General features: G+C 71.3%; 18 protein-coding genes. 14 read left to right on the top strand and 4 right to left on the bottom strand.

Translation table 11 applies throughout. From position 1 onward, the window contains the following. Positions 1–22: 22 nt before the first annotated feature. Complete coding sequence (locus OG381_RS02585) at positions 23–760, top strand: hypothetical protein (protein WP_327714427.1); 738 nt, start codon at positions 23–25, stop codon at positions 758–760. A gap of 198 nt (positions 761–958) precedes the next feature. Here OG381_RS02585 and OG381_RS02580 read toward each other — a convergent pair whose 3' ends face one another. The 4 genes from OG381_RS02580 to OG381_RS02565 form a co-directional block, all read right to left on the bottom strand. Then, a complete protein-coding gene (locus OG381_RS02580) occupies positions 959–1,417 on the bottom strand; it encodes a hypothetical protein (protein ID WP_327714426.1) in 459 nt (152 codons plus the stop codon). A 55-nt stretch (positions 1,418–1,472) separates the two neighbouring features. Further along, positions 1,473–2,444 carry an MBL fold metallo-hydrolase gene (locus tag OG381_RS02575; protein WP_327714425.1) on the bottom strand — a complete coding sequence of 324 codons (972 nt, stop codon included), beginning with the start codon at positions 2,442–2,444 and terminating at the stop codon, positions 1,473–1,475. Between the two features lie 136 nt (positions 2,445–2,580). After that, positions 2,581–3,567, bottom strand: coding sequence for an MBL fold metallo-hydrolase (locus tag OG381_RS02570; RefSeq protein WP_327714424.1), 987 nt, complete (start codon positions 3,565–3,567; stop codon positions 2,581–2,583). A 119-nt stretch (positions 3,568–3,686) separates the two neighbouring features. Continuing rightward, a complete protein-coding gene (locus OG381_RS02565; RefSeq protein WP_327714423.1) occupies positions 3,687–4,616 on the bottom strand; it encodes a serine hydrolase in 930 nt (309 codons plus the stop codon). Positions 4,617–4,718: 102 nt separating this feature from the next. Here OG381_RS02565 and OG381_RS02560 point away from each other — a divergent pair, with 102 nt between their 5' ends. The 13 genes from OG381_RS02560 to OG381_RS02500 all read left to right on the top strand — a co-directional run bounded on the left by OG381_RS02560 (position 4,719) and on the right by OG381_RS02500 (position 23,453). Continuing rightward, positions 4,719–5,687 (top strand): LysR family transcriptional regulator, encoded by a 969-nt coding sequence (locus OG381_RS02560; RefSeq protein ID WP_327714422.1) that lies wholly within the window; start codon positions 4,719–4,721, stop codon positions 5,685–5,687. Between the two features lie 223 nt (positions 5,688–5,910). Beyond that, positions 5,911–6,204 (top strand): hypothetical protein, encoded by a 294-nt coding sequence (locus OG381_RS02555; RefSeq protein ID WP_327714421.1) that lies wholly within the window; start codon positions 5,911–5,913, stop codon positions 6,202–6,204. 304 nt (positions 6,205–6,508) lie between these two features. After that, complete coding sequence (locus OG381_RS02550) at positions 6,509–7,513, top strand: TIGR03885 family FMN-dependent LLM class oxidoreductase (protein WP_327714420.1); 1,005 nt, start codon at positions 6,509–6,511, stop codon at positions 7,511–7,513. After that, the gene (locus tag OG381_RS02545) at positions 7,504–9,204 is read left to right on the top strand and encodes an alpha-amylase family protein (protein ID WP_327714419.1); all 1,701 of its coding nucleotides are present in this window, start codon (positions 7,504–7,506) and stop codon (positions 9,202–9,204) included. Before OG381_RS02550 ends, OG381_RS02545 begins: the two co-directional genes overlap by 10 nt. 497 nt (positions 9,205–9,701) lie before the next feature. After that, entirely contained in the window at positions 9,702–9,869 is a 168-nt protein-coding gene (locus OG381_RS02540; protein ID WP_327714418.1) for a hypothetical protein, read from the top strand. A gap of 9 nt (positions 9,870–9,878) precedes the next feature. Beyond that, a complete protein-coding gene (locus OG381_RS02535) occupies positions 9,879–11,690 on the top strand; it encodes a BTAD domain-containing putative transcriptional regulator (protein ID WP_327714417.1) in 1,812 nt (603 codons plus the stop codon). A gap of 6 nt (positions 11,691–11,696) precedes the next feature. Continuing rightward, complete coding sequence (locus OG381_RS02530) at positions 11,697–13,916, top strand: TOMM precursor leader peptide-binding protein (RefSeq protein ID WP_327714416.1); 2,220 nt, start codon at positions 11,697–11,699, stop codon at positions 13,914–13,916. Further along, the gene (locus tag OG381_RS02525; RefSeq protein ID WP_327714415.1) at positions 13,906–15,873 is read left to right on the top strand and encodes a TOMM precursor leader peptide-binding protein; all 1,968 of its coding nucleotides are present in this window, start codon (positions 13,906–13,908) and stop codon (positions 15,871–15,873) included. Before OG381_RS02530 ends, OG381_RS02525 begins: the two co-directional genes overlap by 11 nt. A gap of 78 nt (positions 15,874–15,951) precedes the next feature. Beyond that, positions 15,952–17,532, top strand: coding sequence for a SagB family peptide dehydrogenase (locus tag OG381_RS02520; protein WP_327714414.1), 1,581 nt, complete (start codon positions 15,952–15,954; stop codon positions 17,530–17,532). Between the two features lie 42 nt (positions 17,533–17,574). Continuing rightward, on the top strand, positions 17,575–20,289 hold the full coding sequence (locus OG381_RS02515) for a lantibiotic dehydratase (protein ID WP_327714413.1): 2,715 nt from the start codon (positions 17,575–17,577) through the stop codon (positions 20,287–20,289). Beyond that, positions 20,286–21,335, top strand: a complete 1,050-nt coding sequence (locus OG381_RS02510) for a lantibiotic dehydratase C-terminal domain-containing protein (RefSeq protein ID WP_327714412.1) — start codon at positions 20,286–20,288, stop codon at positions 21,333–21,335. Before OG381_RS02515 ends, OG381_RS02510 begins: the two co-directional genes overlap by 4 nt. Beyond that, positions 21,332–22,468 carry a M50 family metallopeptidase gene (locus OG381_RS02505; protein WP_327714411.1) on the top strand — a complete coding sequence of 379 codons (1,137 nt, stop codon included), beginning with the start codon at positions 21,332–21,334 and terminating at the stop codon, positions 22,466–22,468. The genes OG381_RS02510 and OG381_RS02505 overlap by 4 nt, the downstream gene beginning before the upstream one ends. Before the next feature lie 55 nt (positions 22,469–22,523). Continuing rightward, positions 22,524–23,453: an ABC transporter ATP-binding protein gene (locus OG381_RS02500; protein ID WP_327714410.1), complete on the top strand. Its 930-nt coding sequence runs from the start codon at positions 22,524–22,526 to the stop codon at positions 23,451–23,453. Positions 23,454–23,489: the final 36 nt, after the last annotated feature.

Here is a 23,489-nt window from a genome sequence, read left to right as displayed (position 1 = left end):
CACCGGGGGAGGGAGGGACCTGATGGAACCCGCGGTGCCCGATCACGTGCCCCTGCCCGCGTCTTTTCCCATCGTTCCGGCGACCAATCCCGATGGCGGCTGGGGTAAGCGGCGCACTCCGTTGCCCGCGCCACCGCTCGATCTCGGCCGCGCGCGGTCCGACAGCGAGATCGGCTACGTCGCACTGCGCACCCTCGTGTTGTCCACGCTGACGCCGGAAGAGCGTCGAGCCCTGCGTGAAGGGCTTGCCCCCGACGAACGGGCCCGCCTCACCGCGCAGTCGGCGGGTCTGGAAGGAGAGCGTCTCCTGATGGTCCGCGCGGGGCTGCGGCTGCTCCTGGGACAGTTGCTGGACGCCGACCCGGGGACCGTCGTTCTCGATGACGGCCCCTGCCCGCACTGCGGTCGGGTCCATGGCCGCAGTGCGTGCTCCCTGGCCGACCGTCAGCTGCACTTCGCCACGGTCGGGCGAGAAGATCTCGTCGTGTATGCGGTCAGTCGCTTCCCCGTCGGGCTCGGGCTCGCCGTGACCGACAGACCGGAACGCGAGGCATGGCTGCGGGGCCGCAAGCCGGCCCGGCTCGCCGCGTCCCGGGAGGGGGTGGCTCGGGGACGGTGTTCGCGCCCGCGGGACGCCACGGTGGAACACATCGTGCGCTACGTCCATACGGAGCCGGAGCACTGCTGCTGCGTATCGGTGGTCTACGAGGTGCCCTTTTACGAGGACGCCCCCATTTCCCTGGACCCGGCGACCGACTAAAGACAACCCCATCGACACCGCTCGGCCCGGGCGGCTGCTGGCCGCACCGCCGCAGCTGAAGCTCGCCGAGGGACGGCTGGTGCCGACTGTGGATGTGGCCAACTGGCTGCGTCCCGATGCCCCGACCAAGATCAAGCTCAGTCGGATGTCGTTGATTCCCTTTGGTTGCTCGCCAAGGCGGGTCTTGGTACGGAGGTGTCAGCCCGCCGGTGACCGACTGTCAATGCCGTATCTCACGCTTGTTCCTTTCGAGGGCCGACGCCGCAACTGCCCGGCGACACAGCAGGGGAGCAGCACGGCGACGGCGACGAGCGTGGGGTTGACGAAGGCGGGCACCAAGTCGTGCTGAGCGTTGCACTTGTTGTGCAGAGGGAACCAGCGTGATGGCTCACGCCAGTGTTCAGCCCGGTATTTCTTGTCGTACGGCACGCCACGAGCCGCGCACGCCTCCCCGACGTCGAGGCCACCGGACAGGGCTCCGACGAACCAGGTGACGCAGCCGATACCGATGAGCACGACTGCGGGGAAAGCCCACCATGCGGGGCGCTTCCAGCGGCGAGTCGGCAAGCCCCGCGCGGTCTTCCAGACGCTCAGCACGAACACGCCCAGAAGAATCACCAGGAGGGCGCTGATCGCCAGCGTCGGGACGGCGTTCACTTACGACGTGGTCCTTTCGTTGAGCTGCGGGCGATCCTGCGCTGACACACCGGGCTCAGGCGTCGGCGAGGCGCCCGCGCAGCATGGAGTCCATCACCGTCATGTACCGCTGTGTCCGCGTGCGGCCGAGCACGAAGGGGTTCGGACCGTCGGGCCGGCTGCGGAGTTGCTCGGCACGCTGGAGGCCGTAGTCGTTGGGGTGGTTGGACAACTCCACGTCCGCGTTCGTACGCCGCGTCTGTGCCCGGAAGGAGTGGATGGACCTCAGATAGGTGCGCAGTGCGGTGGGTGTGGTGGGCGGGTTGGTGCCGCCCCACAGCATGGCGGTGTGACGCTCGCTGCCTGTTCTCACCGGGATGATCGGTGAGACGGTGCCCGGTGTGTGGCCGGGAGTGTGGTGCAGTTGGATTGTTGTGCCGCCGAGCGTGAGCCGTTGCCCGTCTGCGATCTCGAGGTCCCGGGCGGGGGCGTCGGTGGGTCGGGTGCCGGCGACGAGGTCCCAGTCGGCTGCAGACATCAGCACTCGTGCTCCGTAATGGTCAGCGAGATACCGTGCTCCGCCGAAATGGTCGTCGTGGCCGTGGGTGACGACGACGTATCTGATCTTCTCCGGCTCGGCCCCCAGTTCTCGGAGCCCGGGCAGGAGCACGTTCTCGGCATCCGCGGCGGAGGTGAGGGCATCGATGAGCACGATCCCGTCGTCGGTGAGCACGGCCATCGCGGAGACCCATCCCGTGCTCAGCATGGCGAGGTTGTCGAAGAGCTTGATCGGAGCCGGCGCGGGCGGGCGGGGGAATTCGTGGCCGGGGGTCAGCGCCGTTACGAGGGCGTTTAGGACCGGGTCGGTCCCGGCCAGCCTGCGGGCCCGGGCGTAGTGAACCCGCCCGTCGTCCGTTTCGGCGGCCACGGCCGAGGAGGTGGGACCCACCGAGCCGACACCGGCCACAAGCCCGAGAGCCGCGAGTTGGCCCAAATGACGCCTCGTCAGAGGAGTGCTCGTGCCGCGGTGGCGGGGTAAGGAAGTCATCGTGCCTCTCCTGATGAGTGTTCTGGAAGGTGACCGAATCGGGCCCGCGGCAGCATGTCCCCCACGGCCGGACCGCGTCGTCCCGGTGCCTTGGGATGACGAGCCGTGTCGGAGGGGACACCTGCGCCCGTGAGCTCTAGGCGCTCTTGGGTCGCATGGTGGCGTCGTACAGCGTGTGGTAGTCCGGGATGACGACCCGCGTCGCCGGGGCCACTTTTTCGACCTGCGCGACGAACGTGTCCAGATCCATCGCCGGGTCTCGTTCGGGAGAACCGCTCAGGGGTGTTTCGAAGTTGTCCCAGTGGACGGGCACGGTCACGCGAGGGTGGTCCAGCGCGCGCAGCAGCCGGGGTACGTAGCGGTGTGTGGCGGTGCTGGAGGGTACGGCGATCATTGCGAGGTCGGGGCGCAGGCCCTGTACCGCACGCTCGGAGAAGTCGCTGGCCCCCATGAGGAAGGCGGACGGGCCGCTGTCCCCGGCCGTCACCTGGAAGGCGAGGGTGTCGCCCTCCGGCAGGTCTGAGATGGTGCTCGGGACCGTCGGGGGCGGGGAGCTCAGTGTGCCCGGGGCGAAGTAGGCGCACTTGTTGTTGCGGCTGTGCAGGCTCGGTACGACTTCGACGATGATCCCGTCGAAGTCCAGCACTTCGCCGCCCTTCACGACGGAGATCTGCGCCGCGTCGACGCCCAGCGCGACCAGCAGGTGGTACGTGGTCTCGGTGCCGACGACGCGCGCCCCGGTGGTCCTGGCGATGTGGGGGACGTCGGCGAGGTGGTCCCAGTGGGAGTGGCTGACCAGGACGAGGTCGGGGTGGCCGATGTGCGCGTCCACGACCTCCGGCCGGGTCTGCAGTGCGGTCCGGGGGTTGAAGGCACCCTCGTACAGGCCGGTGGTGAAGCGAGTGAGGTACGGATCGAAGAGTACGGTCCGGTCGCCGACGTCGATGCGCCAGCCGGCGGTGCCGAGCCAGCGGAACGTGGCCGCGCCTGCGTCTTGGCCACTGCGCGGGCCGCGGTTCCCGGCCGAGGCGGTGGCGGCCGTGGCCGGGATCAGCGGGGAGGCGGCGCCGAGTGCGGCACCGCGCAGCACGGAACGGCGGTTGAGTGTGCGGCCGGAGGGCATGTCTGAGCTGTTCGTGACAGGTGTGTCCTGGGTCATGTCGTCAGAAGATCAGGGCGTGAACGGCCGTGTCCAAGACCGGAGTCAGGCCCTGGTGATACGCGAACGCATATGGCACCTGGTCACCGGCCGTCGCCGTTGCCGCGGAGGAAGTCGACCGCGATGCCGGCTGCCCTGCCTATGGCGGCGTCCACCGTCGCGCGGGAGGCGTTCAGGTCCTGGGTGCGGGCGAAGACGGCGATCGCGTAGCACTCGCCGTCGGGGTAGCGGGCCACGCCCGCCTCCATGTGCAGCCCTGGCAGGGTTCCGGTCTTGGCCGCGACGGTGACGTCGTCGGGGAAGCCCGACACAAGGCGGTGGCGGAAGACCTGACGGCTCATCAGGTCACGTACGAACGCGCAGGCTTCCGGCGGCCCGGCGGCGTCGCTCCAGATGAGGTGGAGCAGCCGGGTGATCTCGCGAGGTGTGCTCGCCGTCGTGTGGCGGGGGTCCAGCACGGCGAGTCGCTTCTTGCGGTCGTCCGGCAGGGCCGGGTAGCGCACGGCGAACTCTCGCTCGTCCCGCGCCCCCACCTCCGCGAGCATCGACTCCAGCAGGTCTCGCGGTCCGCCCACGATCCGGGTCCGGTCCAGGCCGAGTTCTTCCGCGAGCAGCCGTACCGTGTCCAGGCCGACGCGGGCCAGCAACAGGTCGGCCGCCGAGTTGTCGCTGACCGACATCGCGAAGTGGGCCAGATCGCGCAGCGACAGCTCGACGTCGTCCAGACAGCCGGCGGTCCCCCAGCCACCGAGCCGGTCTGCCGCGGTCACCCGCACCCGCTCCCGCGGGTCGAGTTGGCCGGCGACGACCTGCCGGGCGAACTCCAGCACCATCAGCACCTTGAAGATCGAGGCGATCACGACGGGATCGTCGGCGCCGACGGCCACTTCACGGGCGCCCTGCTCCGCTCCGGCGTCCGCGGCGACCGTCGTGCGTGACCGAACGGGAATCGCATGCAGCTGCCCCTCGGCCCCAGCCCCCGCGAAGACCTGTCGGATGCGTTCCTCTGTCACTGCTTCCCCCTTGCTACCGGCACGCACTGATCCTCGGATCGCGGTCGGGCCCCACCAGCCGATCCATTCCCCACGCAGCGGCCCTCACGTACGATCTTGATCGTGGACCTCTTACGCCACCTGCGCCTCTTCGTCACCGTAGCCGACGAGCTGCACTTCAGCCGGGCCGCCGAGCGGCTGGGCATGGCGCAGCCGCCGCTCAGCCAGGCGATCCGCAGGCTGGAAAAGGAGCTCGGAACAGAGCTGTTCGACCGCTCGCAGCGCGGCGTCCGTCTGAGCGCCGCCGGGGCGGCACTGCTGGAGGAGGCCCACGAACTCCTCGCCCGGGAAGAGAGGCTGCGCACCCTGGCCCGCCGCGCCGCCGACGGCAGCCTCGGCACGCTCCGCGCGGGCGTCCCGCCCGACACCACGGCCGCCGTGCTCTCCGCGCTGCTCTCTGCCTGCGCGGAACACGCTCCGGAGCTCTCCGTCGACCTGCAGGAGGTCACCACCGAGGAACAACTGCGCCTGCTGTCCTGCGGCGGGCTGGACGTCGGGCTCGTGCACCACCCCGTCGACGCCACCGAACTGCACCTCGGCCCCGCAGCCTCGCTGGACCTGGGGATCGTCCTGCCGCGCACGTCGCCGCTGGCCCGGCTACCGGAGGTGAAGCTCGGCGACCTCTCCGGCCACGACCTGGTGCTCTTCCCCCGGGCGCACGCACCCGGCTGGTACGACCGGATCCTCGACGTGTGCCGCTCCGAGGGCTTCGTCCCCGGCCGCCTGCGGCACGCGTCCAACCCCGAGTTCCTGCTCGCCCTCGTGACGGCGGGACACGGAGTCGCCTTCGACCAGGGGCCGGTAGCTCGCAAGGAGGCCCGCGTCGCCTGGCGGCCGCTGGCCGACCGCCCTCTCGCCCTGCGCATCAGCGGCGCCTGGCCCACCGGCCGGGGAGCCCACCCGGCCGCCCGCCGTTTCGCGGAACTCGCGCACCGCGTCCTGGCCCGCGACCACACCGCGCATACGCGACGTGACGCCATCACCTATCAAGAGGACGAGCTCCCGCGCCCGTGGTCGGTGGTCTACGGCTGAGCCCATTCGTTTGGAGCCGGTCTCCTGCCGTGCGTCGCGAAGGGCAGCCCGTGGAGGGCTTCCGCGAGGTCCTGCCCAGCCGTTCATCGACGCCCTGGGCGAGTTGGTCAAGGCGTGGGCAGACACGACCGGGTTCGTGGTCCTGCTGGATTACCGGGACTGGCTGCGGGCGAGAAATCCCTCAGGTTGATCGAGAGGAGAGATAGGGGGTACACGGCTGCGCATGGCACCGAAGAACGATGACTCCAAGTTCCTGCGGGCGGTGCGGCAGATGCGCCGCATCCGAGCCTTCTACGCGCTGGGCGCTCTTCTCTGGGCGGCGACGGCAGCCTTGGGAGGGTGGCAGAACCCCGGCGGTCGGCAGATGTGGGTGCCCGTGCTCATGCTGGTCGTCTTCGCCGGTCTGCTGTCCGCGACGACCCTGTGGCTGCGGCAGCACCGGTCCGAGAAGTCCGACCGGCCCGCCCACCACGCCGCTCCACGGAGGCCGGCCGTCCGTCGCCACGCGAGCACCTGACACGCGGAACGTGCTGGGCCGGGGCCTGAAGACCCGCGGCGGCGCCCGGCCGGACACGAAGCCGTCGGCGTCGAGGCCGGCGCGGTCGCCGACGCATGGCGCAGACGGCTCTCGCCGGAGCGGGCCTTTTGAGGTCGTCTCCTGAGAACTCCTCGCAAGGACGTCCTCCGAGCGAGCGGCTCCCGAAGCGTCCTCCCGCGCCCCCACCCCAACACGCGCATCGTGCGGCGCGGGAGTTGTGAAGGCGCCGACAGCCGCGGGGTCGGCGCCCGTTGAGGGACCGTCCGGGGGGTAGTCGCTTGCCATGACTGTCTACGGATTACACGCCTCGCACGAGCAGATTCCGCCCGCGGATCTGCTCGACGCCGTGGTACGCGCGGAGCAGGCGGGCTTCACCGCCGCCATGTGCTCGGACCACTTCTCGCCGTGGAGCGTGCGTCAGGGGGAGTCCGGCTTCGCCTGGTCATGGCTCGGAGCCGCTCTCCAGGCCACCGAGCGGGTGCCGTTCGGTGTGGTGAACGCGCCCGGTCAGCGCTACCATCCCGCCGTCGTCGCCCAGGCGATCGCCACGCTCGCGTCCATGAACCCGGGCCGGTTCTGGACAGCGCTCGGCACCGGAGAGGCCTCCAACGAACACATCACCGGCGCGGGCTGGCCCCGCAAGGACATCCGTTCCGCGCGCCTGCGGGAGTGCGTCGACGTCATCCGGGCGCTGCTGCGGGGCGAGGAGGTCAGCCACGACGGGCTGGTGACCGTGGACCGAGCCCGGCTGTGGACGCTGCCGCCCGAGGAACCGCCGCTGATAGGAGCCGCGTGCAGCACTGCCACCGCGGCCTGGTGCGCCGAGTGGGCGGACGGACTGATCACGGTCAACGCCCCGCGCGAACGCCTGCGAGAGATCATCGGCGCGTACCGTGACGCGGGCGGCCGTGGACCCCTCCACCTCCAGGTGCACCTGAGCTGGGCGCCCGACGAGGCGGAGGCGCTCGCCCTCGCACACGAGCAGTGGCGGACCAACGTGCACGCCCCGCCGGCCAGTTGGGACCTCGACTCCGTGGAACTGTTCGACGTCGTCAGCGAGCACGTCACCCCCGAGCAGGTGGCGCGCACGGTCGACGTCTCCTGCGACCTCGGCCGGCACGCCGCCCGGCTCCAGGAGTACGCCGACCTGGGGTTCGACGCGGTGATGCTGCATCATGTGGGCCGCGAACAGGCCGCGTTCATCGACGCGTTCGGCGCCGAGGTACTGCCGCGACTCGACGTGACCCGCCCGGTTCCCGCCTCGGCGAAGGAGTACCGATGCGTCTGACACGCACGTCCGACCTGTGGTGGAAGAACGCGGTGGTGTACTGCCTGGACGTCGAGACGTACCAGGACGGCAACGGCGACGGCATCGGGGACTTCGCGGGGCTCACGCAGCGCATCGACCACCTGGTGCGCCTCGGTGTGACCTGCGTGTGGCTGATGCCCTTCTATCCGACGCGGGAGCGCGACGACGGCTACGACATCACGGACTTCTATGGCGTGGACCCGCGCCTGGGCACCCTCGGCGACTTCGCCGAGTTCGTCCGCACCGCGCGCGACCGCGGTATCCGCGTGATCGCCGATCTCGTCGTCAACCACACCTCCGAGGAGCACCCCTGGTTCCAGGACGCCCGCTCCGGCCGGGACTCCGCCCACCGCGACTGGTACGTCTGGAAGGACGAGCCCCCCGAGGACGGCCCGCAGGGGGTGGTCTTCCCCGATGCGGAGGACAGTCTGTGGGAGTACGACGAGGGCAGCGGCCAGTACTACCTGCACCGCTTCTACAAGCAGCAGCCCGACCTCAACGTCGCCCACCCCGAGGTCCGTGACGAGATAGCCCGCATCATGGGCTTCTGGACCCAGCTCGGCCTGTCCGGTTTCCGGGTCGACGCCGTGCCCTTCCTGTTGGAGACCGACGGGCAGAGCGACGCGGGGGACCTGCCCGACCCGCACGAGTACCTCGCCGACCTGCGTGCCTTCCTCGGCCGCCGCAACGGCGAGTCGGTCCTGCTCGGCGAGGTCAACCTGCCCTACGACGGCACCACCCGCTTCTTCGGCGACCCTTCCTCGGACCGCGGCGACGAACTCACCATGTGCTTCGACTTCGTCGCGATGCAGCAGATGTACCTGTCGATGGCACGCCACGACGCCAGGCCGCTGGCCGCCGCATTGCGCGACCGTCCCGCGGCGCCGCGCGACGCCCACTGGGCCATGTTCGTGCGCAACCACGATGAACTCACCCTCGACAAACTCAGTGAGGCCGAACGGGCCGAGGTGTTCGCGTCGTTCGGCCCGGAGAAGGACATGCAGCTGTACGACCGGGGGCTGCGGCGCAGGCTTCCGCCCATGGTCGACGGCGACCGACGCCGCGTCGAACTGGCCTACAGCCTGCTGTTCACCCTGCCGGGCACCCCTGTGCTCTTCTACGGCGAGGAACTCGGCATGGGCGAGAACCTGGCCGCGGAGGGACGCCAGGCCGTACGCACCCCGATGCAGTGGACCCCGGAGAAGGGCGCCGGGTTCTCCACCGCCGAGCCGGACGCCTTCCCCAACCCGCTGGTGGACGGAGCGTTCGGCCCCCAGAAGGTCAACGTGTACGAGCAGAGCCGCGATCCTGCTTCCCTGCTGAGCCGCATGCGGCTGTTCATCGAACGCTACCGGGAGGCCCCCGAACTGGCCTGGGGTGACTACCGCTTGCTCACGACGGGGGAGGACGCCGTGCTGGCGCACGTCTGCCGCGCCGGCGACGGCACCGTGCTGGCCGTACACAACTTCGCGGACCGGCCGCACACCGTACGGCTGGAACTGGCCGAAGCCGGACCCGGCGGACGGTTGACGGACCTGCTCGACGAGGGACACACCGGTCTCAAGGCAGGCGAGGACGGCATGTTCCACGTCGACCTGCCCCCGTACGGCTACCGGTGGCTCCGCGTCGGCACCCCGGCGGACGACCCCGAAAGCATCGCGTCCGCCTGACAGGCCCAGGGTCGGGGTCGCAGCGGGCTCTGCGGAAGACGCGCCATGGTTGCCGCGCCTGCGCCAGTTTTCCGCACGGCCATGCTGCTGTGGGCCAACGGCGGCTACACCGGACCGGCTTGGCGCCTGGGCGCAGGGGAAGCCCCAGTTCACCTCGGAGATCGGTAGAGGCCGCGTCCAGTCGCGTCGGAGGCGTACGTGTCACCGGCGACAGCGGCGGATCACAGGCGTCATCCCGGCAACCGGACCGAGGGCCCCCTGGTGTTGGGCGCGCCCCTGGTCAAGGGCGGGTGCCGCCCTCCTCGGTGACGGGTTCCGGTCAGGCGGTGTCACGATCCTGTAGCCCGGCCGCTGGCCCCTGTCAGCATGCTGACACCGGTGTCTCCTCTGGTGCGGCTTTCGCGCTGGCATCGTCGAAATGGCCGGAAGCGATCCGGTGAGGAGTTCCGACCCTGGGGGAGATCGTGACCGGGACACTGCCCTGTAGGAAGTCATCCGTGCCCGCGCGGGTCGTCACCGCGCTGGGGTTCGCTCTCGTCGTGGTATCGGCCTCGAGCGGTGCCGCGGCGGCGTCCGGCGTCGAGGGGCCCGCGGCGCCGGCGCCGGACGAGGAAGTCGCTGCGGCCGTCGTCCCGGTCTGCAAACTGGTCAACGGCTGGGACTAGGCGGACGCGATGCGGTTTCGCATTCTCGGGCCGCTGAGCCTCACCGACGGCTCAGACACCGCAGTACTCCAGCCTTCCAAACCCACCATCCTGCTGGCCGTGCTTCTGCTGCACGCCAACACGGTCGTCTCCGCCGAATACCTGCAACGGGCCATCTGGGGCGAGGAACAGCCCGTCACAGCCCGGGCCGCGCTCCAGACCTGCGTCCTGCGGCTGCGGCAGCTCTTCACCCGGCACGGGGTGATCGAGACGTCCGTCGAAGCGGTGCCCGGCGGCTACCGGATCACCGCCGGACCGCGGGCCCTGGACCTGATCGGATTTCGGGAAGGGTTGGCCCGGGCGGAGTCGTCCCGCACCCCGGAGACCGAACTCCGTCTCCTCAAGGACGCGCTGTCGCTGTGGGAGGGGCCGCTGCTGGCCAACGTCCGCTCCGACGTGCTCCACCGCGACGAGGTGCCCCGGCTCGAGGAGGAACGGCTGAGGACCTTGGAACGCGTCTGCCACCTGCAGTTGCGTCTTGGTCACTGTGGCGAGGCGCTCGTCGAACTGTGGGGATTGACCCGCAAGCACCCCGGCCACGAGCGGTTCCGCGAGCAACTGATCGAGGCCCTCTATCGCAGCGGCCGGCAGGCCGAGGCGCTGGCGGAGTACCGGCGGGTCAAGGAGTACCTCCACGATGAGCTGGGCGTGGACCCGTCCCCGGCGCTGCAGAGACTTGAACTGGCCGTCCTGCGCGGCGAGGACCTGGGGAGCGCGGCCGAGGCACGGCCGAGGTCGTGGGCGCCCGCACCGGAACAGGGGGCGGGCGCCGCGCAACCGGGACCGTCGCTGGTGGTCCCCGTGCCGGGGGTGCCGTCCTTCACCGGGCGGACGGCCGAGGTCACCGCCATGGTGGCCCGCCTCACCGCGGCCGGGAACAGCGACGGCGAACCCGTGACCGTGCTGGTGTCCGGAGCGCCGGGCATCGGTAAGTCGGCCCTCGCCCACCACGTCGCCCACCTGGTGCGGGACAGCTTCCCCGCCGGTCGGCTGCTGGTGCGGATGGTCCACCCGGACGGGGTGCCGCGCAGTTCGTCCGCGGTGGCGGAGGATGTGGCCGCGGCCCTGCGCGACCGTCGGCCCGGTGATGCGGCGCTCCTCGTCCTCGATGACGTGGTGGACGCCGACCAGGTGAGACCCGTGCTGTCGGCCCGTCTTGGCGGTGCCGCCATCGTCACCAGCCGGATGGGGCTCGCGAGTCTGATCGCCACCCACGGCGGCTGGGTGCACCGGCTCTCCACCTTCGACGACGAGGACGCCCACGGGTTGCTGCGCGCCGTACTCGGTGCCGAGCGTGTGGAGGCCGAGCCCGAGGCGGCCCGGCGACTCGCGGCGGCCTGTGGTCACTATCCGCTCGCCCTGCGCATCATGGCCGCCCGGCTGCTGACCCGCCCCGGGCTGCGGCTCGCCGACGGGGTCGACTGGCTGGCCGAGGACCCGCTCGCCCGGCTGTCGTTGGCCGACTCACCCCGGATGTCCGTCGCACACGTACTCCGCCAAGCGTTCGCCCGGATCGATCCCAGGCTGGCCGAGGCCTTCGTACGGATCGGGCGGCTGCCCCTGAACGCGCTGCGGGCACAGGACTGCGCACCGGTGCTCCAGATGGCGGCCCCCGAAGCCGAGAGCGTCCTGGAACGGCTCGCGGACGCCGGATTTCTGGAGGAAGGGCCGCCCGGCCCCTACCGGGTGCACGACCTGCTCCGCGTGTACGCACGCGGCCACGCCCCGAACGAACTCGACCGGACAGAGCTCCGGACGGCAGACCGGACAGAGAAGGTGTGATCCCTAATGGCTGAAGCCATCGCCGAAGCAATGACCGACACGTTCGACTCGCTCGCCGGCACCCGGCCCCGCATCCGCCGGGACGTGCTGTTCACCGAGACCCCGGGCGGGGTTCTCTTCCACAACGCCGACGGCGGCTTCCATCTCACAGGCCGTACCGCCTACCGCTTCGCTTCCCTTCTGGTCCCGCACCTGGCCGGGCACCACCGACTGGCCGACGTCTGCCAGGGCTTCGGCCCGGCCCAGCGGGCCATGGCGGCCGAACTGGTCAAGACGCTGTACGAGCGGGGGTTCGCCCGCGACATACCGGAGGCCGAGGACGGCGACTTCGCCGGGCTCGGCGCGGACGTGACGCGGCGGTTCGGCGCGCAGATCGCGTACGTCGACCACTACGTCGACGGCGCCGTCGAGCGGTTCTCGCGGTTCAGGAACACCTCGGTCGCGGTGCTCGGCGACGACGCGGTCGCGCGCTGGTGCGCGTTGAGCCTGGTCCGCAACGGCTGTGCGCGCATCGGCGTCACGACCGTCTTCGCCGATGTCGAGTCCGAGGCGCACGAGGCGAGCGCGGACGGCTGCACGGTGCGGCTCGACCGGATCGGTGCGGAGGCGGGTGGTGAGGACCGCACCGGCTGGGACCGCCTCGGCGAGTACGACGTGGTGGTCGTCACCGGTGTGGACGCAGCCGCCCGCGCCCAGCGGCTGCTCGCCGACGAGGTGCCCGAGGGGAAAACGCTGATCCCCGCCTGGACCTTCGGCGAGCGGGCCGTCACCGGTCCGCTGTCCACCGCCGCTTCCACCGGCTGCCTGTGCTGCGCGGTGCTGCGGCTCGGCGGCAACGTCGACTCCGGTGCGGCCGCCGACCTGTGGAGCGGGATCGCGGCCGGTACCGTCACCCCGGCGCCGGACGCCGGCGGTCCGCTGCTGGGCCCGGTCGCCGCGATGTCGGGCAACCTCCTGGGCTACGAGGTCTTCCGGATCGTCACGGGCGCGCTGCCCGCGGAGACGGACCGTCAGGTCCTCGTCCAGGATCTCGAGTCGCTGGACGTCATGGCCGAGCCGGTCCTGCCCCACCCGCGCTGCGGCCGCTGTGCCCTTCTCGCCGAGGAACGGGCCGCGGAGCTGCCCGAAGGGCTCTCGCTGCCGGTCACCCCGACGGTGGACACGGCCCGTGAGGCGCAGTCGCTGGTCGACGAGCTGAACCGGGTCAGCACAGCGCTGGTCCGCCCGTACACCGGGGTCTTCAGCCGGTACGACGACGAGGGCCTGACCCAGACCCCGTTGAAGATCAGCCGGGTCGAGGTGGCACTGGGCCACGGCGTGAGCCGCAGGATCGCCGCTTTCGACGTGCACCATCTCGCGGGTGCGCGCACCCGGGCGCTGTACGCGGCGGCCGAGGCGTACGTGGAGCACGTGGTGCCCCTGGTGGCCACGCAGGACCGCGCCGGTGCGGTCGCGGCTGTCGGCCCCGACGCCCTGACGACGGGCGCGGGCACCGGCTGGACCGGGGAGGACGTCACCGCCTGGATCACGGCGACCTCGCTGCTCACCAAGGAGCCGGTCGCGGTGCCCGCGGCCGCCGTGCGCCCCTTCGGCGCGTACAACCGGCAGCGGCTGCACCAGGCGACGGCCGCGGGCACAGGTGCCGGCGGCACGGCGGAGGAGGCGGCGGGACGCGGACTGCTGTCGGCGCTGGCCCATGACGCGCTGCTGCGCGCCGTCCGCGGCGCCGCCCGGACCGGCACCGTGACCGCGGACGCCGACCCGGAGCTGGTCTTCCTGCTCAAGTCGGCGGCCAACCTGGACATCGAGGCGGAGCTCGTCGATCTGGGCGAGGGCGCGCATTCCTCGGCCCAGGTCGTCCTGGCCCGTGAGAGCGGCGGGCGCTGGGCGGTCGGCGCGGGCCTGTCTCGCCGGGCGGCGGCCTGTGCGGCGCTGCGCGACCTGTTGGGGCAGATCCAGCTCGCCGCGGAGGACGCCACGCAGGCGGTCGACACCGGCGACCCGCTGCTGCGGGACCTCGCTGCCGGCACGATCGCGGTGACCGGCGGTTCCGTTGCCGCGGACGGCACCGCCACCACCTTCGACGCGGTGCTCGAGCGGCTGCGCGGCGCGGGGCGGGACGTGCTCCACGTGCCCACCACCCCGGCCGACCTCCCCGAGGGCGGCATCAGCACGGCCCGGATCCTGCTCACCACCGCGGCCACGGGCGGCAGCGATGCCCGCTGAGACCACCGATCCGCTGGAGCGCTCCTGCGGGGACCTGGCTGAACGGCTCCGCCGTGGTCTTGCCGCCCACGGCACGGGGGCACCGCTCGACGTGGCGCCCCTGGGTGTCCACGACGCTTTCGCCGACGCGGCGCCGGACACCGTGCCCGGCTCCGTACCCGTGCGGTTCTACGGTCGGCACGCCGTCGTCGGGCCCTTCCCGGACCCGGGCGGGTGTACAGCCGGATCCGGCGAGGTGGACGAAACACCCGCCCGGCCGTGCGCCCGCTGTCTGGCACGGCGCTGGCAGGCTGTGCGGTCCATCGCGCTGCGGGAGGCACTCGAACTCGGCTCCGGTACCCGGGCCTCCGGCGAGTCGCCGTACGTCACCCCGTTCACCGCGTCCGCGCTGGCCGGGCTGATCGCCGCCCGGCTGGAGGGCACCGGACCGCGCACCGGAACGTTCCCCGCCATCCACCTCGTGGACCTGGCGACCTTGATGGTGCGTCACTACCCGCTGGTGCCCGACCCGGAGTGCCCACGCTGCGGCCGCAGTGAGCAGGACACCGCCGAGGCCGTGGTCCTCACCCTGCGCCCCGCCCCCAAGCACAAACCGGGCACCTTCCGGATACGGGACATCAGCGCGTACGAGCTGCCCGTCGAGCCCTACGCCAACCCCGTGTGCGGATCCCTTGGCCCGTCCGTCATCCACGACGTGTCGTCGCTGTCCACCTCCGCCACCATCGGCTGCTTCTCGATGCGGTCGGGCGAGTACCTGCGCGAGACGTTCTGGGGCGGACACGCCGACACCTTCGCGCAGAGCGAGCGGATCGGCGTACTGGAGGGCCTGGAGCGCTACGCGGGCATGCGTGCCCGGGCCAGGGCCGCCGGCGTGCGGGACTCCCTGACCGGACTGCGGGCGCGCGGCGAACACGCCCTCGACGCCCGGGAGTGCGGGCTGTACTCGCCCGAGTTCCACCGCGCCAACCCGCGTGTCGCCCCCTTCACACCCGACCGCGAGATCCCCTGGGTGTGGGGGTACTCCCTGCGCGACAGCCGGCCGATCCTGGTCCCCGAGGTGCTGACGTACTACCACGCGCCCGGCCTGGAGAACCGCTTCGTCCAGGAGAGTTCCAACGGCTGTGCCTCCGGCGGCTGTCTGGAGGAAGCCGTCTACTGGGGCCTGATGGAGGTCGTCGAACGCGATGCCTTCCTGCTCACCTGGTACGGGCAGGCGGCGCTCCCCGAGATCGACCCGCGCACCAGTACCCGGCCCGCCACCCGGCAGATGGTCGACCGGCTGGAGATGTACGGCTACGAGGCCCGCTTCTTCGACACCCGGATCTCCTTCCCGATCCCCGTCGTCACGGGCGTCGCCGTACGCCCCGACGGGGGCCTGGGCCGCATGTGTTTCGGCGCGGGCGCGGGACTCGACCCGGAGTCCGCGCTGGCCGGGGCGCTCTGCGAGATCGGCACCGACGCCGTCAACCTCCAGGGCCGCACCGAACGCGACGAGGCACGGCTGCGCGCCATGGCCACCGACTTCGCCAAGGTCGAGGCGCTGCACGACCATCCGCTCGCGTACGGCATACCGGAGATGGGGGAGCACGCCCACTTCCTGATCGGCGCACCGGGCGCACCCCGCCGGCCCCAACGCTCCATGAGCGAGCTGTACGCGAACGGCTCCGTGCTGCCCGTCTCCGACGACCTCCGCGACGACCTGACGCGCTGCGTCGAGGCGGTCACCGGCGCCGGGTTCGACGTCGTCGTGGTCGACCAGACCATGCCGGAACAGCGGGACCTGGGGCTGACGACGGTCGGTGTCATCGTGCCCGGTCTGCTGCCGATCGACTTCGGCTGGACGCGCCAGCGCGCGCTCGGAATGCCGCGGCTGCGCACCGCACTGCGGGAGGCCGGCCTGCGCGAGCGCGATCTGGTGCCGGCCGACTTCAACCCGGCGCCCCATCCCTTTCCGTGACCCGGACGCCCGTCCCTCGTGGTGAGGGGCCGGGCGTGCGACCGAGCTCAGACCTCGAACGTGACCAAGGAGTTCTCCATGGGGTACGCCCATGACTACGCCGCTGCCATCCTGCAGCGCGGCCGGGTCCCGATGCCACCGGCCGACTTCGTACCGAACTGGGCCGACAGCCCGCGCAAGACCAAGTTCTACCCCGGCACGGACATCGTGCCGCTGCCCGACGGCGGTTGTGAGGCCGAGGCGACCCTGGAGCGTGGACTGTCCGAAGCCCCGTACGGTGAGGTGCCGTTCGACCTCGACTCGCTCTCCGGCATGCTGCGCGACTCCTACGGGCTCGTGGGCCGTCGCCTCGGTGTGCAAGCCAACACCGACCTGAGCGCACTGCCGTCCTACCCGCTCGCCAACTGGTCGCGCGGCACGGCCTCCGGAGGCGGCCTGTACCCCGTCAGCGTCTACTGGGTCTCCGGGCCGGGCGGGCCGCTGCCGCCCGGAGTGCACCACTACTCGACCCGGCACCACGCCATGCGGCGGCTGCTCACCGGCGACGTCTCCGGCGAGGTGCGCGCGGCCCTGGGCGAGGACGCTCCCGGCGCGGACACCGACCAGTACCTGGTGCTCGGCATCAAGTACTGGCAGAACGCCTTCAAGTACAACAGCTTCTCCTTCCACGCCGTGAGCATGGACGTCGGCACCGTCGTGGGGACCTGGCGTATGTGGGCGCGAGCGCGGGGTCTGGGCATCGAACCGGCGCTGTGGTTCGACGAGGAGCGGCTCGCCCACCTGCTCGGGGTGCGCACCGAGGAGGAGGGCATCTTCGCGGTCGTCCCGCTGAACTGGCAGGGGGCACAGGCGAGTTCACGCAACACATCGCCCGTTCCTGCCGCCGTGCGGCACCAGGACGTCGAGCGTTCCCGGACGGTCCTCACCTTCGACGCCCTGCGCAAGATGCAGGCCGCCACCGCCCGGCACGCGAGCCGTCGGCCCGCTCCCGGCGCGCTCGCCCCGGCCGCCGCCTTGCCCGCGGACCCGGCCCGGCCGCACGTCGCGCTGCCCGACGCCCGGCCGCTGGACACCGACGTACGCAGCGCGCTGCGCCGGCGTCGCAGCAGCTTCGGCCGTTTCGACGCACAGCGCCCGGTCACCGGCGATCAGCTCGCCGCCTGCCTGGCCGCCGCGACGTGCGGGGGGCGGCTCGGTGGCGACACGGGAGATGCCCGGCTGGCGAAGCTGTACGCCTTCGTCAACCACGTCGAGGGGCTCGCCCCCGGCGCCTACGAGTACGACCCCGACAGCCGTGGTCTGCGCATGGTCAGGGAGGGCAGGCCGGGGACGTTCCTGCAGAAGAACTACTTCCTGTCCAACTACAACCTGGAACAGGCCGGCGTCGTCCTCGTGCCCACGGTCCGTACCACCGCCGTCCTGGACACCGTGGGCGACCGCGGCTACCGGCTGGTCAACGCCACCGTCGGCGCCGTGTCCCAGGCCGTCTACACGGCGGCCTCCGCTCTTGAGCTCGGCTGCGGTGTCGCGCTGGGTTTCGACAACATCTCGTACATCGAGGAACTCGGCCTGGAGCACACGGGCGAGGCGCCGCTGCTGATCATGATGATCGGTAACGAGCGGCCCGCTCCGGCCGACTTCCGGTACGAGATCGCCTAGCCGATGCGTACCGGGACGAGTACCGGAAGGGGGGAATCCTCGATGCCGTTCCTGATCCGGGTCGCCGGACTGCCCATCGAGACCGTGCACGGACTGCGCTGCCCCGACAGCCGCCGCTGGGCCGACGAAGTGCTGGCCATGACCGAGGAGTTGCGTGCCGTCGGCGAGCGCGTGGGCGATCTGCTGCATGCCCTCGTCGGCGCGAACGAGGACGATGCGGTGCGGCGCAGGCTGCTGAAGCTGCGCCGAGAGGTGTTCAACAACCGGCTGCCGCTGGACGGTGACAGCGCTCTTGCTCTGGTCCGCGCCCTTGACCAGTCGGCCGGTGAACACCTCGCCGGCTGGCTGGCCGGCCGGCACCGGCTGGCGGGCCTTAAGGCCGCAGGCGCCGCACTGCTCGCCGCCGAGACCGGGCGCAGCCGCGCCGAACTGCGCCGCCTGGTGGGGGAGGAGCGGCTGCGCGGCGGTCTGCTGCTGGCCTCGCCCTCGCTGGACGCCCAGCTCGATGCCTTCGCGTCGACGGCACCGGAGCGTCCCGGCAAGAAGCAGCGCAAGATCGAGCGCTCCCTGCTGGCGTACCTGTACCGGACGGTGTGCAAGACCAGCCCGTTCAGCACCTTCACCGGCGTCGCCCTGGGCGAGTTCGGCCACGGCGGCCTGGAGGTAGGCATCGACGACGAGTGGACCAGCCACCCCAGGCTCAGCGTGGTCGCCGTGGCCCGACTCGCCGAGGCCGTGGTCGCCGACCCCGCCCGCCGCGCCGACCTGCCGGTGACGCCGGCCTCCGGCTGGGGGCGCGACGACGACCGGGTGCGCTATGTGCGGCGCTGGGTGACCGCGGGCGACGACGACACCGCCGTCACCTTCGACGCCGTCAAGGACCGGCTGTTCTTCCTGCGCCGCAGCGGCACCCTGGAGCGGCTGCTCGGCCTCTTCGAGGAGCACGGAACCCTGCGCTACGGCGAGTTGTCCGCCTGGCTCGCCGCCGACCGGGGCGCCCCGGCGGACGAAGTGGAGCAGTACCTGGACGCGCTCTTGGATCTGGGAATGGTCCAGGTGCCGTGCCTGCGCACGGAGGTGCACGACACCGATCCGCTGCGGGCTTTCCAGGAGTCACTGCGGGCCATCGGCCGCCCCTGGGCCGGGCAGTTGGCGGACCGCCTCGAGGAACCGATCGCCTGCGTCGACAGCTTCGCCGCGGCCGACCCCGCCGAACGCGGGGAGCTGATGCGCCGGCTGCGCGAGGGGCTGCGGAGCATCCAGGAGGAGCTGGGCGCCGCACGCGCCAGGGTCCCGCAGACCGTGCTGTACGAGGACGCCGCCGCGGGCCGGGACGTCACGCTCGGCCTTGACGCCTGGACGGATCTGGCCGCCGAACCGCTGAGCGCGGTGGAGGGGATCCTGCCCGCCTTCGACCTGACCCTGCCGCAGCGGATCACGTTCCAGGGCTTCTTCCTCGCCCGCTACGGCCCGGGCGGGCGCTGTGACGACCTGCTCAAGCTCGTGCACGACTTCCACGAGGACTTCTTCGATCAGTACATGTCCTTCACCGCCGGGCGCACCTCCTTCGACGCGCAGGGGCGGTACGTGCCCGAGGAGAACTGGCTGGGCCTGGCCCGGCTGAAGGCCCTCGACACCGCGCGCCAGTCCTTCGTGGACCGGATGCGGGCCTTGTGGGACGGGGCGGCGGGGGAGGCAGGGACGGAGGGTAGGGCCGGTGTCGACGAGCTCGTCCTCGACGACGCCTTCCTTGGCGACGTGGCAGGCGAACTGGCCGACGTGGCACCGAAGTTCGCGCCCATGAGCCACCACCTCCAGCTCGCCCACGGCGCCGGCGAACCGCTGGTCGTCCTCAACCGCTCCTACGGCGGCCTGTCGTTCCCCTTCAGCCGGTTCACGCACTGCTTCGCAGGGCTCGACGACCGGCTGCGCCAGAACGCGGACGCCTTGTGCCCGCCGGGCGCGGTGTTCGCCGAGGTCACGGGGGGCCCGGTCACCAGCAACCTGAATCTGCACGGCCGGCTGACCGAGTACGAGATCGTCTGCCCCGGCGAGACGGGCACGCTGCCCGAGGAGTTCTGCCTGCGTCTGGACGACCTCCGCATCGAACACGACGAGGCCGAGGACCGGCTGGTGCTGCGCTCGCTGCGGCTCGGCCGTGAGGTGATCCCCGTCTATCTCGGCTACCTGGTGCCCCTCGCCCTGCCGGAGCTGCCGCGCACCCTCCTGTTGCTCTCCCCGACCTCGATGGCTCCGCTCAACGTCTGGGGCGGCGTCCCGGAGAGCGAGCCCATTGGCGGAGTGACCCGGCGTCCGCGCGTGCGGCACGGCAGCGTCGTACTGAGCCGGCGCAGCTGGAGCGCGCCCGCCTCCGTACTGCCGCTGCACGCACCGGGCGTGCCGGACGAGGAGTGGTTCCTCGGCTGGCACCGCTTCCGCCGCGCGCACCGGCTGCCCGACCGGGTCTTCGTGACCGTCTCCGACAGCGGCGCGCGCGGCGCCACCGGTGCCAAGCCGCAGTACCTCGACCTCGACAGCCCGCTGTCGCTCACCGCGTTCGAGGCGCTGCTCAAGAGCCCGGAAGCTCGCGTGGTGTTCAGGGAAATGCTCCCCGACGAAAACGGCCTGCACGCCGTCTCCCACCGCGGCCGCCATGTCGCCGAACTGGCGGTGGAGACCGCCGCCTTCACCGGCACCTCCACCGCATCCACCGACAGCACCACCGCCGTCTCCAGCCGACAGGGGACCACACCATGACCAGCACCATCACCTCGGGAACCGGCGCGTGGCAGGCCACGCACGTCTTCTACGCCGCCAACCCGCGCCCCCTGCTCATCGAGTGCGTCCGCCCTCTGGTGGACGAACTGGAGGCAGAGGGACTGATCGCGAGCTACTTCTTCATCAACTACTGGCTGGAAGGCCCGCACGTCCGCCTCCGCCTCAAGCCCGCCACACCCCAGGCGGAACCGGAGGTACGCCGCCGCACCGAGCAGGCGATCGACGCCTTCCTCGCCGCTCGCCCCGCGCTGTACGAGGTCGACTCAGGTTTCCTCAACGACTTCTACAACACGCTCTTCGAGATCGAGTTCCCGGGCACCGAGCGCGGCCACTACATGGACGACCAGGGGCGCATGAAGCTGCGCCCCAACAACTCCCGCAGCGCCGAGGCGTACGAGCCGGAATACGGCAAGTACGGCGGCCCGGCCGGCATCGAGCTGGCCGAGTGGCACTTCCGGCACTCCAGCGACCTGGTCATCGATGCCTTGCGAACGAAGAACCTCCATCTGCGAACGGTCCTGCTCGGTACCGCGGCCCAGCTGATGATGGTGATGTCCGGCTCCTTCCTGCCGGGCGACCAGGAGCTGACCGACTACCTCGACAGCTACTACGAGTTCTGGCACAAAGCCTTCCCGGGCACCGGCTTCATCGGCACTACCGAGTACGACAGCAACTACGCGGCGATGGCACCCGACCTGGCCGCCCGCTTCGCCGGGATCCGCGCGGCCGTCGGCCGGGGCGAGCCCGGCGCCCTGCCCGCCTTCCTGGCCGGCTGGGCCGAACACTGCGCCGAACTGCGGGACCGGGCCCGTGTGCTGGCGGCCGACGGTGACCTCGTGTTCCGGTCCTGGGACGGCGAACGGGACGAGACCGTCACCGATCCGGCGGTGGCCCTGCCGCTCCTGCTGTCCCCGTACATGCACATGACGAACAACCGGCTGCACGTCACCATCCGGGACGAGGCCTACCTCTCCCACGTGTTGGGCCGCTGCCTGCGCGAGAGGTCCACGGAGGCGGCATCATGACCACCCGGCTCCCCCCGGACGCATCGGTCGCTTCCGCGGAGCGCTACCGCCCCGAGCTGCGACCGGAGGTGCGGGTCAGCGACGAGCTGCTGCTGGGCAACGGGACCGTGCATCTGATCAAGAACACGGAGAGCGGACAGTCCTTCAAGGTCGGGACCAAGGAGCACTTCCTGATCTCACGGATGGACGGCTCACGGAGCCTGGACGAGATCGGCGCCGAGTACGCGGCGCGCTACGGGCGGCGACTGTCCGACGCCAACTGGCAACAGCTGCTGGGAATGCTGGGCACCCGCGGGCTGCTGGCCGGAGCACCCCCCGCGGCCCAGGCGCCGCAGACCGACACAGCACCAAAGGCCCAACGGACGCTGCTGCGCGGCACGTTGCCACTCGTCGCCGACGCGGACGCGACCGCGGGCCGACTGCACCACGCGACCGGGTTCCTGCTGAACCGCTGGTGGATGGTGCCGCTGCTCACCCTGGTCGTCATCATGGAAACCACCTTGATACTGCGAGCGGGCGAACTGGCCCTGGCCACCCGCCAGACCTTCACCAACCCCGTCCTGCTCACCGCGACAGGCGCCCTGCTGTGGCTGAGCACCGCCCTGCACGAGCTGGCCCACGGCGTGGTGGCCAAGCACTACCAAGGCCGCGTCGGCGAGATAGGCCTGCGCTGGCGACTGCCCTCGGTGATCATGTACTGCACCGTCGACAACTACCTCTACCTGCCCACCCGTTGGGCGCGCGTCGCGACAGCCCTGGCCGGTGCCGTGATGAACCTGCTGTTCCTGCTGCCGTTCTGTGCGCTCTGGCTGCTGGCACCTGTGGACGACGCCACCCAAGACGCCCTGGCGGGACTGCTGTTCCTCGGCAGCATCCAGGCCTTCGCCATGCTGGTTCCCCTTCCACCGCTCGACGGATACAAGATCGTCGGCCAGGCGCTGGGCGCGACCGAGCTGGCCGCGTCCAGCGGCGCATATCTGCGCCTGGCCGCACGCCGCGACGCCCTCGCCGCCGGCTACCCGCGCCGCGCCCGGATCGCCTACACCGCCTACCCGCTCCTCTGCCTGCTCGTCCTCGGCGCGCTCGTCGCGGGCGCGGTGTCCCTCACCTACTTCCTGCTCGCGACCCCATGAACACCGCGAGCACAGCACCCCGACCGACGCGCGTACCAACCCCAGGGAGAGTTCCATGACCGTCGCCTCCGCCCGGTCCGCCGCGGACGGACCGGCCGTCGTCCTCGACGGAGTCCACAAGCACTACGGAAGCATCCACGCCGTCGACGGCATCTCGCTGACGGTGGCACGCGGCGAGTTCTTCGGACTGCTCGGTCCGAACGGCGCGGGCAAGACCACTGTGGTCGAGATCATGGAGGGCCAACGGCAGGCGGACTCCGGCACGGTGTCGGTCCTCGGCGAGCAGCCCTGGCCGCGCAACGTCGCCCTGCTGCCCCGGTTGGGCGTGCAGACGCAGTCCTCGGCGTTCTTCGTGCGGCTGACCGCGCGGGAGCACCTGCAGACCATGGCCGCGCTCTACCGGACCGACCGACAGGCGGCCGAACGCGCCCTGGCGAGCGTCGCGCTGACCGAACAGGGCGACCACCGGGTGGACGACCTGTCCGGCGGCCAGCGCCAGCGGCTCGCCATCGCCTCCGCGCTGGTCCACGGCCCGGAGCTGATCTTCCTCGACGAGCCCACCGCCGCCCTCGACCCGCAGGCGCGCCGCGCCCTGTGGGAGGTGCTGCGCGACCTCAAGCGCGCGGGCCGCACCATCGTCTACACCACCCACCACCTGGACGAGGCCGAGGCACTCTGCGACCGCGTCGCCATCATGATCCACGGCCGGATCGCCGCCCTGGACACCCCCAGGCGACTGGTGGCGGCAGGCAGTCCCACGACACGGCTGCTGGTTCCCGCCGAGCGGCTGACCCTGCAGGCCGCGCAAGCGATTCCCGGAGTGGACCGGGTCGTCCAGGAGGCCGACGACATCGTGCTGGAGACCCTGCAGTCCGGCCCCGTGCTGGCCGCCATCGACGAACTCGTCGGTCTCCAGGGCGTACAGACCCGCACGACAAGCCTCGAGGACGTCTACCTCGAACTCACCGGCACCCCCCAGTCGTAGACCCGGCACCCAACAGCCACCACCGGATACGGAGAC

Source organism: Streptomyces sp. NBC_00490 (assembly GCF_036013645.1).
GTDB classification, from domain to species: domain Bacteria; phylum Actinomycetota; class Actinomycetes; order Streptomycetales; family Streptomycetaceae; genus Streptomyces; species Streptomyces canus_F.
The sequence above is the reverse complement of the archived record's forward strand: the minus strand, read 5'-3'. Positions and strand labels throughout refer to the sequence as shown.

Excerpts from the sequence above, each read along its gene's own strand:
- OG381_RS02500 (WP_327714410.1), top strand. The coding sequence starts at position 22,524 with ATGACCGTCGCCTCCGCCCGGTCCGCCGCGGACGGACCGGCCGTCGTC.
- OG381_RS02530 (WP_327714416.1), top strand. The coding sequence starts at position 11,697 with ATGGCTGAAGCCATCGCCGAAGCAATGACCGACACGTTCGACTCGCTC.
- OG381_RS02510 (WP_327714412.1), top strand. The coding sequence starts at position 20,286 with ATGACCAGCACCATCACCTCGGGAACCGGCGCGTGGCAGGCCACGCAC.
- OG381_RS02585 (WP_327714427.1), top strand. The coding sequence starts at position 23 with ATGGAACCCGCGGTGCCCGATCACGTGCCCCTGCCCGCGTCTTTTCCC.
- OG381_RS02525 (WP_327714415.1), top strand. The coding sequence starts at position 13,906 with ATGCCCGCTGAGACCACCGATCCGCTGGAGCGCTCCTGCGGGGACCTG.
- OG381_RS02555 (WP_327714421.1), top strand. The coding sequence starts at position 5,911 with ATGGCACCGAAGAACGATGACTCCAAGTTCCTGCGGGCGGTGCGGCAG.
- OG381_RS02505 (WP_327714411.1), top strand. The coding sequence starts at position 21,332 with ATGACCACCCGGCTCCCCCCGGACGCATCGGTCGCTTCCGCGGAGCGC.
- OG381_RS02520 (WP_327714414.1), top strand. The coding sequence starts at position 15,952 with ATGGGGTACGCCCATGACTACGCCGCTGCCATCCTGCAGCGCGGCCGG.
- OG381_RS02575 (WP_327714425.1), bottom strand. The coding sequence starts at position 2,444 with ATGACTTCCTTACCCCGCCACCGCGGCACGAGCACTCCTCTGACGAGG.
- OG381_RS02545 (WP_327714419.1), top strand. The coding sequence starts at position 7,504 with ATGCGTCTGACACGCACGTCCGACCTGTGGTGGAAGAACGCGGTGGTG.
- OG381_RS02570 (WP_327714424.1), bottom strand. The coding sequence starts at position 3,567 with ATGCCCTCCGGCCGCACACTCAACCGCCGTTCCGTGCTGCGCGGTGCC.
- OG381_RS02535 (WP_327714417.1), top strand. The coding sequence starts at position 9,879 with ATGCGGTTTCGCATTCTCGGGCCGCTGAGCCTCACCGACGGCTCAGAC.
- OG381_RS02515 (WP_327714413.1), top strand. The coding sequence starts at position 17,575 with ATGCCGTTCCTGATCCGGGTCGCCGGACTGCCCATCGAGACCGTGCAC.
- OG381_RS02550 (WP_327714420.1), top strand. The coding sequence starts at position 6,509 with ATGACTGTCTACGGATTACACGCCTCGCACGAGCAGATTCCGCCCGCG.